Below are 15,059 nucleotides of genomic sequence, written 5' to 3' on the forward strand. Positions count from 1 at the left end.
GACTTATGCGCTTTCCCCCAAGATCCAATCGCCGATCTTGGGCAGAGAGCCCTGATTGCGAGATCCCGGTCTGCTGAGACTGCCTCTATTCTGCGCAGAGCCCGCCGTATCATTCTCGAGAGTCTAAGGGTTCATTGGTGGTTATGTCAGGGGTTTTGAAGAACCTCGCCCCATGGAAGCGAGACATTTTTGCCCTGAAAAAATAATCCATGACTTGATCAGAGGTTCCTTTATCCTATTCGCTCGCCAGCCTCGCCGGAAGTACGGGGATTACGCTTACTCTGCGTGTTCTCAGGGGGACTCATGTCAGATCCGGAATAGAAAATGATCCAGATGTTTCATATCTATAAATACTATGGCAGAACGCATCCGGCACTTGAGGATATCAATTTAAAGATCAATAAAGGGGATTTTATTTTTTTGGTCGGCGCAAGTGGTGCGGGAAAAACATCATTGCTGAAGCTGATTTTTTGTGAAGAACGTTCTGATGAAGGACAAATCCTGATCGGCGGAAAAAACATTTCTCGCCTCAAGGAAAGAGAGATCCCTTTTATAAGACGAAAAATGGGGTTTATCTTTCAGGATTATAAATTGATTCAGCGAAAAACGGTATTTGAAAATGTCGCTCTCCCAATGGAAATAATGGGTGCGTCTCGACTCGAGATCAGGAAAAGAGTCCATGAAGTTCTAAAACAGGTTCGAATTGAGCATCGTCATGGGCAGCGTCCCCCCTTTTTATCTGGAGGGGAGAAGCAGCGGGTTGCGATCGCTCGAGCCCTGGTGAATCGCCCAAGATTATTGCTTGCTGATGAGCCCACCGGCAACCTGGATGATGAGCTCTCGAATGATATTGTTGATCTCCTAAAAGGTATTCATACAACCGGAACAACAATCGTTGTTGCAACCCATGACCGCCGTTTGTTGTCCAAAGCAGCCAAGCGGGTCCTGGTCCTCGATAAGGGTAAGATTGTTTTTGATGGCATTCCCGAATGAAACGCCTGCTTTATTTTTTTGATGCGGCACTTGAAAACATCAAGCTTAATCGGACCATGGCCTTACTCTCCCTGATTTCACTCAGTCTCACCCTCATGCTGTTCGGTCTTTTTCTACTTTTTTATTATAATTTTCAGGGATTTATTGGGACGATGCGTGAGAATGTCCAGTTTAGTATTTATATCAATAACGCTATTGGTGATGGTAAAATTAAAAAGATTGAGGAAGCGCTTTCCGATGATGACCGTATCGCATCCTTTGACTACATTTCTAAAGAGAAGGCCCTTGAACTATTCAAGGCCTATTTTCAGGATCAACCCCTCCTGAAAAGTCTTGGAGAGAACCCCCTTCCGGCATCTTTCGAGATTCGTGTAAAGGCCAATCATCAGGATCCCGTAGAGATCCAAAACATGATCAAATACTTTAAGTCTTTGCCCGGCGTGGATGAGATACATTATGGCTCTGAGTTATTTCAAACCCTGAACGCTTTTTTGAATTTTATGAAGATTGTCGGTCTTGGTATCGGTGGCTTCCTTGCGGTTGCCGTCATGACCATTGTTGCCAATACGATCCGTCTTCACTTTTATAATCGGAGGGAAGAGATCGAGATTATGAAGTTGATCGGGGCCACCCACCGCTTTATCAAGATCCCTTTTTTCATGGAGGGATCTATGATGGGTCTTGTCGGGGGGGGCTTGGCCACACTCATCCTTTTTAGTTTGTACAGTTTTTCCAAGGTACACCTTCAGTCATTGGGAGGAGTGATCGGACATTTTCAAGATATCCGCTTTCTGCCCGTGAGTATGCTGGTGGGTTTGATCGTCGCCGGGGGAATGTTCGGCGGCATTGGCAGCCTTGTTTCATTAAATCAACTTCTCAGACTTCAGGCGAAGAGTGAACCTCAAAAGAAATAAGCTGAATAAGGTTGTCTTTAGTCTCATGGTTCTTGGGGCGTTTCTGGTCAAAACAATTGTTGTGATCGGGGCTGAACAATCGCCCGGATTGGACAAGAAGATTGATAGGGAAAAGAATGAACTGAATCAGATAAAAAAAAAGATCAAGGGGAAACAGAAGAAGACGCGCGCTGCGAAAAGGCGGGAAAAGTCAATTCTCTCCAGATTACAGAAGATCGATCAGCGTTATCGTAGCCATCAAAGGAAAAGCGGTCTGCTGGAGTTGAAGATCAAAGAGAAGGACACGCAAATTGTGAGTCTCACTCACAAGAGTGACCATTTAGAACAAGATGTCCAAGAAATGAGAAAGGGAATTGCGACACATCTTAGCGCAATTTATCAACAACGGCAAAACGGAAAGCTCAAAATTTTGTTTGCCGCTGAGGATTACACTGATTTTTTAAGGAGGCTTTATTACTTAAAAACAATTGCCAAAAAAGAAGGGGAACTTCTTTCTGAGTTTAAGAAAAAAAGGGCCGACCTCGATGAGAATAACCGGAGTTTATCCCAAGCCAAGGAGCATCTTATTCAGGATAAGGAGGCCCTTGGTCAGCAAATCTCTCTTATTCGATCAGAGCGGAAGAAAAAAAGTCGATTGTTATCACGTGTTCAGACCGAACGGGCCTCGTATGAAAAGGCCATCACCGAACTGAATCAATCCTCTCGGGAACTTCAGGGGATGATTGAGGCGCTTAAGCTTAAGCAGAAGAATTTTAAGAATCGCCCTTCAAGGAGGTTTTCGCGGAAGAAGGGTCAGTTGAACTGGCCGAACGGTGGGCGCGTTGTCAGCCGTTTTGGCCGTCAAAAACATCCAAGATTTGATACAATGATATATCGTAAGGGCATTGAAATTGAAGGATCGAAGGGGGAAGAGGTCCGGGCAATATTTGATGGGGTCATTATTTACGCCGATTGGTTCCGCGGTTATGGGATCGTTATTATTGTCGATCATGGTGAAAATTATTACTCCATCTATGCACATTTATCAAAACTGTTGGTTTCGGTGGGTGAACAGGCCCGAAAGGATCGGGTGATAGGAGAGATTGGGGGGACGGGACTTTCACGGGGAAATAAACTTTATTTGGAAATAAGGCATCAAGGTAAACCGATGAATCCTCTGAAATGGCTTCGGAAGAGGAGGTAGGTTCCTGTAGGTTTTGTCGATCTTTTTGAGGAGTTTTCTTCAGACTCTTGACGGTGACTGTATTTTGTATCAGAATGGAGTTTGAAGGCTCGTCGCATGCCTTTGAAACGGCGGAATGAAGGCTGAGGGAGGAATGAACAATGAAATTTAAAGAGAGGGTCGGAACCACGCTTCTTTTTATGGCCATCATCGGAATTTTCGGTGTGAGCTTTATGGCGGGGAAGGGACTTGAAACAAATGTTTCGGCAGAAACGGATGATTATGAAGAACTGAAGGTCTTCACCGAAGTTCTTTCCGCACTTCAAAGGAATTATGTAGAGCCGATCGATAACAAAGAACTCATTTACGGTGCGATCAAAGGTATGCTGAATACTCTGGATGCCCATTCGACGTTTATGCCGCCGACGATATATAAAGAAATGCAGGTGGATACAAGAGGAGAGTTTGGAGGACTCGGGCTTCAAATTGGTATCAAGGAGAACCGCTTGGTTGTGGTTGCCCCGATTGAGGGGACGCCTGCCGATGTAGCCGGGATTAAAGCCGGAGATATTATTCTTAAAGTAGATGATTATGAATTTACGAAAGAAACCACCCTGCTTGATGCTGTTTCCAGAATGCGGGGGCCGAAGGGAACGGAAGTGGTCCTGACGATTGAACGGGATACGAAGCCGGATCCGCTTATTTTTCCACTAATCCGGGCGGTGATTTTGATCAAAAGTGTGAAGTCGAAAGTCCTTGAGCCCGGGATCGGTTATATTCGGATTACACAGTTTCAGGAAAAGACATCCAATGATTTGCGGACGGCCATTTCCAAGTTAAAGGAGGCGAATATTCACTCCCTTATACTGGATCTCCGGAATAACCCGGGCGGCCTGCTGAATTCGGCCGTGGATGTCTCGGAACAATTTCTGGACAGCGGGAAAATAATTGTTTCAATCAAGTCTCGAGATGGCAGGAAAGATGAATACAAGTCGAGCCGAACCAATTCGATCGGAGAAATGCCCTTAATTATCCTGGTCAACGAAGGAAGTGCAAGTGCTTCAGAGATTGTATCGGGTGCCTTACAGGACTGGAAACGTGCTGTGATATTGGGGACGCCGACCTTTGGAAAGGGGTCGGTCCAAACAATTTTACCCTTGTCGGATGGTTCTGCCCTGCGCCTCACAACAGCAAAGTACTACACTCCGAAGGGACGTTCCATCCAGAACCGGGGGATTGATCCGGATATTGTCGTCGTGCCGGCCGAAATCAGCGAGATAAAAGACAGGCAGATTATTCGTGAAAAAGATCTGGAAAGGCATTTGGAAAGTGAATCACAACCGGAAGAACCTGTTTTAATCCCACCTGCTGAAAAAACAAGCGGATCAGATCTCCGGATTGAGCAAGAAGATCAGCAATTGAAAAAAGCGGTTGATCTATTGAAAAGCTGGAAAATATTTAAGGGAATAGATTCCAGATTGTCTGTGAAAAAATAGCGAACAAATCAGCCCGTCCCTCTAAACTTCCATGGCAATATTCGATCGAGAGCGGTAGACGGTCTTTTCAAGTAAATAGCCCTGATCGCTCATGGATCTAAAATGTCCTTTCACTATGAATACGTGAACTGGATTGTCACGCCTTGCCCTAAATCAAATCCACTTCTTCTGAATCGGCACAAAAATATCAGGAATTATTTAACGTAACTTATTGGAATTACTTGTTTTTAATTAAATATAAAATAAAAATAATAATAGGGACTTGATTTGGCGGTTCTCGTTATTATATAAGATATTAGCACTCGATAGGTGAGAGTGCCAAAATGAGCCCTATAGTTTAGGTAAAGGTGTCTAAATCGGGGTTGAATTTTTTCAAGACTTATAGATAGAAAGAACAAAGTGAGTCTTTGTTCAAACAAATCTGCTTCCAGGAGGAGAAATATGTCAGGAGCTACAAAATCATCGGTGAAATTTAAACCACTTAAGGATAGGGTCTTTGTGAGTTATTCTGATGAGCCCGAAAAGACGTCCAGTGGCTTGTATATCCCTGATGCCGCAAAAGAAAAACCGCAGCAAGGGAACATTGAGGCAATCGGAAGCGAGGTCAAAGAGGTGAAGATTGGAAATACGATTCTCTTTGATAAATATTCCGGTAGCAAGATTAAATTGGATGATCAGGATTATCTTATTCTGAAAGAAGAGGATATCCTGGGGATTATTGGTTAGAGCAACATTAGCAGGTTCAACGCGCTTTAGAAGGAGGAATGAATGGCAAAGCAGATAAAGTTTGGTGATGACGCTCGCGCGTCTATTTTGAGAGGTGTGAATCAGCTGAGCAATGCAGTGAAGGCAACGCTCGGTCCGAAGGGTCGGAATGCGGTGATCGACAAGAAGTTTGGCGCCCCGACGATCACGAAGGATGGTGTGACCGTTGCGAAAGAGGTCGAGCTCAAAGACCCATATGAGAATATGGGTGCCCAGTTGGTGAAAGAGGTCTCCAGCAAGACTTCGGATATTGCCGGAGATGGTACGACAACGGCGACCGTGCTGGCCCAGGCGATTTACAGAGAAGGGGTCAAAAATCTGTCGGCGGGTGCAAATCCAATGGATCTCAAAAGAGGGATTGATAAGGCGATCTTAGCGGTCACTGTAGACCTTGAAAAGAGTTCCAAGCCATGTCAGACAAAGAAAGAAATCGCCCAGATTGGAACCATCTCGGCAAATAATGACGAGACCATCGGCGATATTATTGCCGAGGCGATGGAAAAGGTCGGAAAAGATGGTGTCATCACCGTCGAAGAGGCCAAGAGCATGGATACCTCACTTGATGTTGTCGAAGGGATGCAATTTGATCGCGGATATCTTTCTCCGTATTTTGTAACCGATTCGGAGAGGATGGAGGTCGGGCTTGAAGATGTTTATATCCTGATCAATGAGAAAAAGGTTTCGTCGATGAAGGATCTGCTTCCGGTTCTTGAGCAGGTGGCCAAAGCGGGAAAACCTCTTCTGATTATTGCTGAAGACATCGAAGGAGAAGCCCTGGCGACATTGGTGATCAACAAGCTTCGCGGTACGCTTAATGTTGCGGCCGTCAAAGCCCCGGGTTTTGGTGACCGGAGAAAAGCGATGCTCGAAGATATCGCCATCTTGACCGGTGGGCAGGTGATCTCTGAAGACCTTGGTCTGAAGTTGGAAAATGTTAAGGCTTCCGACTTGGGCCGGGCAAAACGGGTGACCATCGACAAGGACAACACAACGATTATCGAAGGTGCCGGTGAGACTTCCAAGATTCAGGGCCGGGTGAAACAGATCAAGGCTCAAATTGAGGAGACCACCTCTGACTATGACCAGGAGAAGCTTCAGGAACGATTGGCCAAGCTTGTTGGAGGTGTTGCCGTGATCAATGTTGGTGCTGCAACAGAGGTTGAGATGAAAGAGAAGAAGGCACGGGTTGAGGATGCGCTTCACGCCACGAAAGCGGCGGTTGAGGAGGGTGTTGTCGCCGGTGGCGGTGTTGCGTTAATCCGTTGTATTCCCACACTTGATAAATTGAAGCTCACCGGAGACCAAAAGGTTGGTGGTGATATTGTGCGAAGGGCGATTGAAGAGCCTATTCGTCAAATTGCCGAGAACGCCGGTGCGGAGGCCTCCGTGGTTGTTGAGCGGGTCAAGAAGGGTGAGGGTGCATTCGGTTATGATGCAGGATCGGGTACCTATGTTGATCTGATCAAGGCCGGGATTATTGATCCGACCAAGGTCACGCGAACGGCCCTGCAGAATGCCGGAAGCGTTGCCGGCCTGATGCTGACCACTGAAGTGATGGTTGCTGATCTTCCGGAAGAAAAATCGGACATGCCTCCGATGCCAGGCGGTGGCGGCATGGGTGGTATGGGCGGCATGGGCGGTATGATGTAAGAAAAGAGTTCGGAGATCGTGGTTGAGAAGAAAGATCTTTCGCTCTGGAGGCCCCCCCGTAATATTCCGGGGGGGCCTCTTTGTTTTTGCTCTCTTTCAGTTTGTTGACGATTGACTTCGGTCTTCGATCTCTATAAAATGACCTCCAATTGCTGCGGGCCTGATGAGAAATTTACTTAAGGAGATATGATGGGGAATACAGTAGATGTCACGAGTAAAAGTTGGGAAGAAGAGGTTTTGAAGCATTCCGGGGCTGTTATGGTTGATTTTTGGGCCTCATGGTGCGGTCCATGCAAGATGATCGCGCCTGTGATCGACGAATTGGCAGTAGAGTATAGCGGACGCCTGAAGGTCTGCAAACTGAATACGGATGAAAGTCCGGATATATCCAGCCAGTACCAGATTATGGGAATTCCCTCGCTCCTCTTTTTTAAAGAAGGTAAGCTGGTCGATAAAATGGTTGGCGCCGCATCAAAGAATAAATTTAAAGAAAAGATTGAGGCTATTATATCAAACTAATTGATATTTATAACTATTCACATTCTACTATTTTCTTCAGGGCAAGGCGTGAGGAGCGCAGAACCACAGCGTATGTTGTATACGCGAGGATTTGAGCACCACAGCAACGCCGCCATGGAGGAATGGGTCTCACGAAGCCAAAGAGGGATGTACTGAATAGTGACTGATATTTAAAGAGTATGCTTAGAGAACTTCGAATCAAGGACTATGCAATTATTGATGAAGTCTCTCTTTGTTTTGATGGGGGATTAAATGTCATTACCGGTGAAACGGGAACCGGAAAATCAATACTTGTTGAAGCGCTCGCGCTTATTCTAGGGGGAAGGTTTACGAGCGAAGCCATCCGCCAGGGTGTGAACGAGGCGACCCTGGAAGCCCGTTTTGATCCACCCCCGCACTCCTCTCCTACTGACGATCCAGTCGATTATTTTATTCTCAAAAGAGTCTTGTCCCGATCCGGGAAAAACCGAGTTTATCTCAATGGTTCCCTTTCAAACCTCTCTTCTTTAAAGCAGATCGGTCAAAAATCTGTTGAAATTCATGGACAACAGGAAAACCATAACCTCGCCGATACCAACCATCACCTTTTTCTCCTAGACTGTTTCTGTCAAATTCTTGAAGAACGTTCTCGTTATAAATCCTCTTATCGGGACTGGGTTTTTCTCCGCCAGGAGAGGACCGCTCTGGAGGAGAGAGCGCTTGAAGGGAAACGACAGGCATCTTTCATTGAGCACCAACTCTTAGAGATCAGAGGCGCGAAGCTTGATCCGGATGAAGAAAAATCTTTAGAGAGAGAGGAGAGGCTCCTGAAGAATGGGTCGGGAATTGTGTCATTGTCAGAACAGGCTTATGCTCGGCTTTCAGAGGAAGGTGGTGTCTTCAACCTATTGGATGAGGTAGAACGGGCCGTTCAGGGTTTGCATGATGCGACGGAAGATGCTTCTTCTGAGATGGAACTCGTGGAAACTTCAAAGATTCAACTGAAGGAACTGGCAATTTCCTTGCGAGACCGTCTGGAGCATGTAGAACATCATCCGGAGCGCTTGCAGGAGGTGAGAGAACGCCTGTATCTGATCCAGAGGATGAAGAAAAAATATGGTCTTTCCTCAATTGAAGAAATTCTTGCTTATCAGGAAGGTCTTGATGAGGACTTGAATCGTCTCTTGACGGTCGAGGAACGCCTCAGGGATGTTGACGCGCAATTGAATGAAATGGAGGACAATTTAAGTGTACAGGCAGCTTTCCTCTCACGAAGAAGGGCGAAAGTAAAAGAGGCCTTGGAAAAGAAGGTACAGCAAGAATTGGGCTTGTTGGGGATGGAAAAAACGCTATTCAATGTTTCTTTAAAGGAAATTCCCCTTTCCGAGACGGGAAATGAGCGGGTTGAGTTTCTGATTGCCCAGCCTGGAGAGATTCCTCAAGGCATCACAAAAATTGCTTCTGGGGGAGAACTGTCCCGGATTATGCTTGCGCTTAAAGTGGTTCTCGCTGAAGTTGATCCTGTTCCGACTCTGGTTTTCGACGAGATCGATGCTGGCATTGGCGGCGCAGTTGCGGAACGCGTTGGGCGTCGGCTCTCCAGGCTTTCAGAAGGGCATCAGGTATTTTGCATAACACACCTTGCTCAGATTGCATGTATGGCGGACCATCACTATTTTGTTGAGAAAGGAAGTCAGGGCGAGCGAGTCGCAACCTCGGTGAAGGAATTATCGAAGGAAGAACGGGTGACGGAATTGGCAAGAATGCTTGGGGGGGTGACGATTACGCCGATCACATTACGCCATGCAGCGGAGATGATCGACCTGAAGTCCGGTTCCGGGAGAGAATAAAATAGGAGGTTGACTCCCTCGTTGGTTTGAACAATCCTTTGCCTTGGTAGACCCTGAATTGCTTGACAAAGGGATTGATGCTACGTAAAATGCGGACGTGACTCTCGCAATCAGAAAAAAGACCACTCCCGAATGGATCTCCCTGGCGGTATTTCTCTTTTTTGTATCCCTCCCTGCTTTGACCCTTGCCCAACGTCCTTTTCTTGCTACGGAGAGTGCAATTCCTGTTGATCGAGGGGCCTATCGTCTGGAGACGGGTATTGTCGCGAATCGCTATTCAGCCGGCACCCGGGGGATAACCTTCAATACCTCATTGCGATATGGCTTGATTCAAAACTTAGAGATAGACTTTGAACTTCCTTATCTCTTCTTTGAAGACAAGGGCGATCATCTGGAGCATATCGGGGATGTTTTATTGAAAACAAAGGTCCGTTTCCTAAAGGGGAGGATTGCGAATCCGCTCTCTCTTGCAGGGATGCTTGTGATCAAATTTCCATCCGCAGGAAAGCTGGCGTTTTTTCGCCCCGAAGCAACCGGGGAAGCGGATGTGGGAATATGGGCACTTGCCAGTAAAGAGTTCGACCTGACGATGGTCCATGTTAATTTTGGCTATATTCTTATCGGGAACCCGGCCTTTGAAGACAGGGAGGACCAGGTCCGATATTCTCTGGGAATTGAACGTGGTTTCTGGGACTCTAATTCTGTCCTCTTTGCTGAATTGAGTGGCAGTTCAGAGGTAGATGATGCCGCACCCAACGAGACGCTGGTTTTTGCGGGTGGATTTTCATATGAGGCGGATTTGGATATCTTTTTAGACGCTTCGGGTGGAGTTGGTATGACGAGCGAGTCCCCTGATTATGTGATCAGCGGAGGACTGACATACTATTTTCACTAAGGAGGGGGTGGATGGAGGCCGAGATCGGCCTCTTATCTGGCCTTGACCACTTTCCCGGATTTGATGCAGGATGTGCACACGCGGAGCCGCTTCACGCTCTTGCCCACGAGGGCACGAACCGTTTGAAGGTTTGGCTGGAAGACGCGCTTTGTCCTGTTGTTTGCGTGGCTGACTGAATTTCCCACTTGTCGCCTTTTTTCGCAAATGTCACAAACTCTTGCCATTGAACTTTTCCTTCCTTTGTAGAGCTACTACGCAATAGTGCCGTTCAAGTTGAAACAATTCAGATGGCATGCTACCATAAATCCCCTTTAAGAACAAGAAAAATTAGGTATTGAAGAACCCCGCCGAAGAGCGGCGAGGCTTCTCCACCTCGAGAGGAAAAACGACTTTATTTTAATCGTTCGATGTGCGTGTGCAAGTGTCCGTTCTTAGATTATTGAACGGTTTTTTGTTTAGGGAACTTGAGAAGAAAATATGTTTCAAGCAGCAAAGAAAAATGGACCCGTGCAGCGTGAAGGCATTTTTCCCTGGGAGACCCCGATTCAATATGTGAAAGGTGTCGGACCGGTAAGGGCCATGCTGCTCAAAAAACTGGAGATTGAGACACTTGAGGACCTGCTGTACTTTTTTCCTTTCCGCTATGAAGACCGTACCGCTTTAAAAAAAATAGCTTCCCTTATCCCTGGGGAGGAGCAGGCCATTCTGGCAGAGGTGAAGGCCGTTTCTCTGGTGGATACACCTCGTAAAAGAATGAAGATTGTTGATGTTGCCTTCTCGGATGGTACTGGGCTCTTGCATGCGAAGTGGTTTAATCAAGCCTACCTGAAAGAATACTTCAAGGTTGGGGACAAGGTGATGTTAAGCGGACGGACCAAGGTAAATGTCTATTCGGGGGGACGTCTTGAAATGGCGTCACCACAATATGAAAAACTGGATGAAAATGAACCTCAAATCCATACAGGGCGTATTGTGCCGATTTATCACGAGACCAAAGGTCTGAGCAGCAGGCAGATTCGGTCTTTGATGATGGGAACGTTAAACCGCTACATGAGATTGCTTCCCGAGATGCTCCCGCCGGGACTCATCAAGAAATACAAGTTTCTCCCCCTTTCGAAGGCCATCACCAACCTGCATTTCCCTTCTGGTGAATGGGACGTCGCCCTTTTTAACTCGGGGGAGAGTCCTCCGCACAAGCGCCTTTCTTTTGATGAATTTTTTCTGCTTCAGACCGGTCTGGCCCTCCGGAAAAAAATGCGCGCTGAAGAGGAGTGCGGAATTGCATTCAGCAGACCGAGCCCTTTATTGACGGAACTTCTCAACCTGATCCCTTTTAGGCTGACCGGGGCACAGGAGCGTGTATTGTCTCAGATCAAGAAAGATATGGCCTATATCAAACCCATGAACCGGCTGATACAGGGAGATGTCGGCTCGGGAAAGACCATCGTCGCGCTGATGGCGATTCTGCTTGCCATTGACCATGGATATCAGGCCGCTTTGATGGCTCCTACAGAGATACTCGCTGAACAGCATTTACAGACACTAAAGAAATACCTTGAGAAATTGGGAAAAACGGTTGTTTTACTGACCAGTGACATGAAAAAGAAGGAGAAAACTGCGGTCCTGCATCAAATCGAATCGGGTGAATCTGATCTGGTCATTGGAACACATGCCCTGATTCAGGACGGCATCCACTTTAAAAAACTTGGGTTAACGGTTGTTGATGAACAACATAAGTTTGGCGTTTTACAAAGGGCAAAACTAAGACAAAAGGGCGTACTGCCCGACATGCTGATTATGACCGCGACCCCGATTCCCCGGACTTTGGGAATGACGCTCTACGGTGATCTAAATATTTCCGTGATCGATGAACTTCCGCCGGGTCGTTCTCCCATTTTGACGTCTTTGTTTTACGGGAAAAAGCGCGATCGGGCATACAAACTGCTTGAGGAAGAACTTAATAAGGGGAGGCAAGGGTATGTTGTCTGCCCCCTGGTGGTAGAGTCTGAGAAAGTGGACCTGAGGGCCGCAACTGAACTGTATGATGAGCTAAAAAAAGAGATCTTTAAAGATCGAAGGATCGGGTTATTGCATGGACGCTTGAAAAGAGATGAGAAAGAGTGGATCATGCGTGATTTTAAGGAAGGAAAGATCGATCTCTTGATTGCAACAACTATTGTTGAGGTGGGAATTGACGTTCCAAATGCCACGATTATGTTGATTGAGCATGTTGAGCGCTTTGGGCTGGCACAGCTTCACCAGCTTCGCGGTCGGGTCGGAAGGGGTAGCGAACAATCCTATTGTTTGATGGTTGCCGCATTTCCTCTGTCAAAAGAGGGAAAGAGGCGCCTTGCAGCAATGGTCGGAAGCACGGATGGTTTTAAGATTGCCGAGGTTGATTTGGAGATTCGCGGACCGGGGGAATTTTTTGGGACCCGCCAGTCGGGAATACCGGCTTTGCGGGTTGCAAATCTTATCCGGGATGTTAAGATCCTGGAGGCGGCCCGAAAAGATGCCTTTGAATGGCTTGATCGGCATCCACAACTTGAAGACGCGGAAAGTCTTCCGATTCGTTCTTTTATGGAAAGAAAGTGGCATGGTAAACTGGAGTGGTTGACAACAGCCTGATGATTATTTGAGGGAACTTTATAGATGGAAGAGTCAGGTTCAGACAAGGAAGAGACGAGAACCACGTTCTCTGTGAATGAGGCGCTGAACGCATGGTTAAAACTGGGAAGGCGTCTCCTCTCCCGGAAATCCTGGAAAAAAGATGTCGCTCGCGGGATGAAGCGTCTGCAAACAGCCGGTACGTCGGTTGTTGAACGTTCATTTGAAGAGGTGGAACTGGTTCGCCTTCGGTACCGCCTGGAAAAAATTGATCAGGAACTTTTTGAGGCCTATCACTTATTGGGGAAAAAATGTCTTGATCATTGGATGAAAGGACGTTCCTTCATCGAGGTTGAACGAAAACGTGAATGCCGACGGATTCATCAAATAGATGAAGACAAAAAAAAGATCCTCAATCAGATGCGCGAATTGAAAGAATCCTCCAATGAAGATATCGGTGAAAGTGTCCCACCCAAATGAACACCTATCGCTCACCGAGGCATTTCACCCATCCGACCGATCAATCTGTGGAACTTCAAAGGAAGCGTCATGCTGGCTAGAAAATGCCTTTCTGAGGTCATTGAAGTAAAAAAGCTCACTGCCGATGTTAAAGAGATCTCTCTGAAATTGATCGATCCGCCGAAGCTGGACTTTAAAGCGGGTCAATACATCGCAATCGAGGTTACCGAAACCAGGGACGGACATCAACGTCTCAATAATCGGCCGTATTCTATTGTCTCACCGCCTGAGGAGCAGGATGTGATCAAGCTTTGCGCCAATCTTGTCCCTGACGGTCCGGGATCAACCTATCTCCATTTCCTGAAGGTTGGGGAGACGGTTCCTTTCATCTACCCCCTCGGGTTCTTTACCCTCAAGGGGAATGATCCAACATCGCTTCTCTTTGTGGCGACCGGGACCGGGATTGTCCCAATCAAGTCCATGATCGTTCATCTTCTCAGAAGCGGAAGTACCCGTCCGATGACACTCCTCTGGGGGTTGAGGAGGGAGGAAGACTGCTATTATCAGGAGGCGTTTGAGGCCTTGGCCCGGGAGCATCCATCTTTTCAATACAAGCTCACATTGTCCCAGGCTTCTTCCCGGTGGGCCGGGCTTCGGGGCCGGGTCACACATCGCATCCAGGACGCGATCCAGTCTGTTGAGAACCTGGAGGCCTATCTCTGTGGAAACATGGCGATGATAAAAGAGATCAGAACTACCCTCCTTGAAAAAGGACTCTCAAAGAAAGCAATTCATTTCGAGAAATTCTACGATTAGCGGATTGAACGCCCTCCAATCGACTCAGTCTGTGTTTCTAAGAAACTGGATGATTGCTTCGGCGACTTCTTTCGGCTTTTCCAGATGAGGGAGGTGTCCGCAATCCGGGATCTTGATCACTTTCCCATCCCGGAGCCGGTCCAGGAGTCGTTCCCAATGTGCGTCTGATAGCCATCCATCTTTTTCTCCCCAAAGGATCAAGACCGCTTGAGCGATCGTGGGAAGTCGGTCATCAATGGATTGAATTTCCTCGGAAGAAATCCCCTTTAGAAATCGGAAGAGATTTTTCCGTTGCTGAATCGATGAAAACGGCTGGATGACTCTTTCGATCATTGGACCGCTTACAAGGTCCGGGTTATAAAGGGAGCGTTTCAAAATGCCTTTGGCACAACGCCGTAATGCCGATGGCCGTAGAAGATAGGGGAGTATCCTTCCCCTGATGCGTCCCTGAGCCCCCTTGGCGGCGATGGGAAGACTGGGAAGGCCGTATGGATTCAATAAGACGATCCGATCAATCCTTTCTGGCAGCGCTTCGGCGATGCCCAGTGCAATTCCCCCTCCCATAGAGTTTCCAAGTAATGAGACCGGTCTGCCCTCTTTCTCTTCAAGAAAGGCCACGGCCGACTGGATCATCCCGTAGATGCTCCTTGTCCAGGAAGTCGGCAGAGGACTTTTTCCGAAGCCGGGAAGATCGATTGCATAGATTTTGAAGTGATCAGAGAGAAGGGGGATGAGTTTCTGCCAACTTTCCAGGGAATCGAAGAGTCCGTGGATCAAGAGAAGAGGTGGGCCTGATCCCAGTTCGATATAATGGAGCTGTTGATTGCTTGTTCCCAAGGTTTTATCCAGGGGTGTGTGTATAGAAAGGCCTGAATAAGTCATAAATTGTTTTTTCAAGGCAAAAATGTCCCGCTTCTATGTTGCAAATCTTGAACACGCACAGCGAGCGCACGG

The 15,059-nt window shown here is 47.2% G+C and carries 14 protein-coding genes; 12 read left to right on the top strand and 2 right to left on the bottom strand.

From position 1 onward, the window contains the following. The first annotated feature begins 324 nt into the window (after positions 1 to 324). From ftsE to EYQ01_04645, 9 genes are all read left to right on the top strand, one after another. Positions 325 to 993, top strand: coding sequence for a cell division ATP-binding protein FtsE (gene ftsE, locus EYQ01_04605; GenBank protein ID HIE65083.1), 669 nt, complete (start codon positions 325 to 327; stop codon positions 991 to 993). After that, positions 990 to 1,907, top strand: coding sequence for an ABC transporter permease (locus tag EYQ01_04610; GenBank protein ID HIE65084.1), 918 nt, complete (start codon positions 990 to 992; stop codon positions 1,905 to 1,907). The genes ftsE and EYQ01_04610 overlap by 4 nt, the downstream gene beginning before the upstream one ends. Then, positions 1,888 to 3,090 (top strand): hypothetical protein, encoded by a 1,203-nt coding sequence (locus tag EYQ01_04615; GenBank protein HIE65085.1) that lies wholly within the window; start codon positions 1,888 to 1,890, stop codon positions 3,088 to 3,090. Before EYQ01_04610 ends, EYQ01_04615 begins: the two co-directional genes overlap by 20 nt. A 140-nt stretch (positions 3,091 to 3,230) precedes the next feature. Then, the gene (locus EYQ01_04620; GenBank protein ID HIE65086.1) at positions 3,231 to 4,565 is read left to right on the top strand and encodes a S41 family peptidase; all 1,335 of its coding nucleotides are present in this window, start codon (positions 3,231 to 3,233) and stop codon (positions 4,563 to 4,565) included. A 465-nt stretch (positions 4,566 to 5,030) separates the two neighbouring features. Continuing rightward, positions 5,031 to 5,291, top strand: a complete 261-nt coding sequence (locus tag EYQ01_04625) for a co-chaperone GroES (protein ID HIE65087.1) — start codon at positions 5,031 to 5,033, stop codon at positions 5,289 to 5,291. A 42-nt stretch (positions 5,292 to 5,333) separates the two neighbouring features. Then, on the top strand, positions 5,334 to 6,980 hold the full coding sequence (gene groL, locus EYQ01_04630) for a chaperonin GroEL (protein HIE65088.1): 1,647 nt from the start codon (positions 5,334 to 5,336) through the stop codon (positions 6,978 to 6,980). A gap of 189 nt (positions 6,981 to 7,169) precedes the next feature. Next, positions 7,170 to 7,499, top strand: coding sequence for a thioredoxin (gene trxA, locus EYQ01_04635; protein ID HIE65089.1), 330 nt, complete (start codon positions 7,170 to 7,172; stop codon positions 7,497 to 7,499). Positions 7,500 to 7,678: 179 nt separating this feature from the next. After that, a complete protein-coding gene (recN, locus tag EYQ01_04640) occupies positions 7,679 to 9,328 on the top strand; it encodes a DNA repair protein RecN (protein HIE65090.1) in 1,650 nt (549 codons plus the stop codon). A 97-nt stretch (positions 9,329 to 9,425) separates the two neighbouring features. Further along, on the top strand, positions 9,426 to 10,223 hold the full coding sequence (locus EYQ01_04645) for a hypothetical protein (protein ID HIE65091.1): 798 nt from the start codon (positions 9,426 to 9,428) through the stop codon (positions 10,221 to 10,223). Between the two features lie 32 nt (positions 10,224 to 10,255). Here EYQ01_04645 and rpmB read toward each other — a convergent pair whose 3' ends face one another. Then, positions 10,256 to 10,447, bottom strand: coding sequence for a 50S ribosomal protein L28 (gene rpmB, locus EYQ01_04650; GenBank protein ID HIE65092.1), 192 nt, complete (start codon positions 10,445 to 10,447; stop codon positions 10,256 to 10,258). A 253-nt stretch (positions 10,448 to 10,700) separates the two neighbouring features. On the opposite strand from rpmB, the gene recG reads away from it, so the two are divergent. The 3 genes from recG (at position 10,701) to EYQ01_04665 (ending at position 14,105) form a co-directional block, all read left to right on the top strand. Beyond that, positions 10,701 to 12,851 carry an ATP-dependent DNA helicase RecG gene (recG, locus tag EYQ01_04655; GenBank protein HIE65093.1) on the top strand — a complete coding sequence of 717 codons (2,151 nt, stop codon included), beginning with the start codon at positions 10,701 to 10,703 and terminating at the stop codon, positions 12,849 to 12,851. A gap of 24 nt (positions 12,852 to 12,875) precedes the next feature. Beyond that, positions 12,876 to 13,310, top strand: a complete 435-nt coding sequence (locus EYQ01_04660) for a hypothetical protein (GenBank protein HIE65094.1) — start codon at positions 12,876 to 12,878, stop codon at positions 13,308 to 13,310. Between the two features lie 69 nt (positions 13,311 to 13,379). Further along, positions 13,380 to 14,105: a hypothetical protein gene (locus EYQ01_04665; GenBank protein ID HIE65095.1), complete on the top strand. Its 726-nt coding sequence runs from the start codon at positions 13,380 to 13,382 to the stop codon at positions 14,103 to 14,105. Between the two features lie 24 nt (positions 14,106 to 14,129). On the opposite strand, the gene EYQ01_04670 is transcribed toward EYQ01_04665, so the two are convergent. Further along, positions 14,130 to 14,987 (bottom strand): alpha/beta hydrolase, encoded by an 858-nt coding sequence (locus EYQ01_04670; protein ID HIE65096.1) that lies wholly within the window; start codon positions 14,985 to 14,987, stop codon positions 14,130 to 14,132. Positions 14,988 to 15,059 lie beyond the last annotated feature (72 nt).

Source organism: Candidatus Manganitrophaceae bacterium, from assembly GCA_012960925.1.
Classification (GTDB): domain Bacteria; phylum Nitrospirota; class Nitrospiria; order SBBL01; family JAADHI01; genus DUAG01.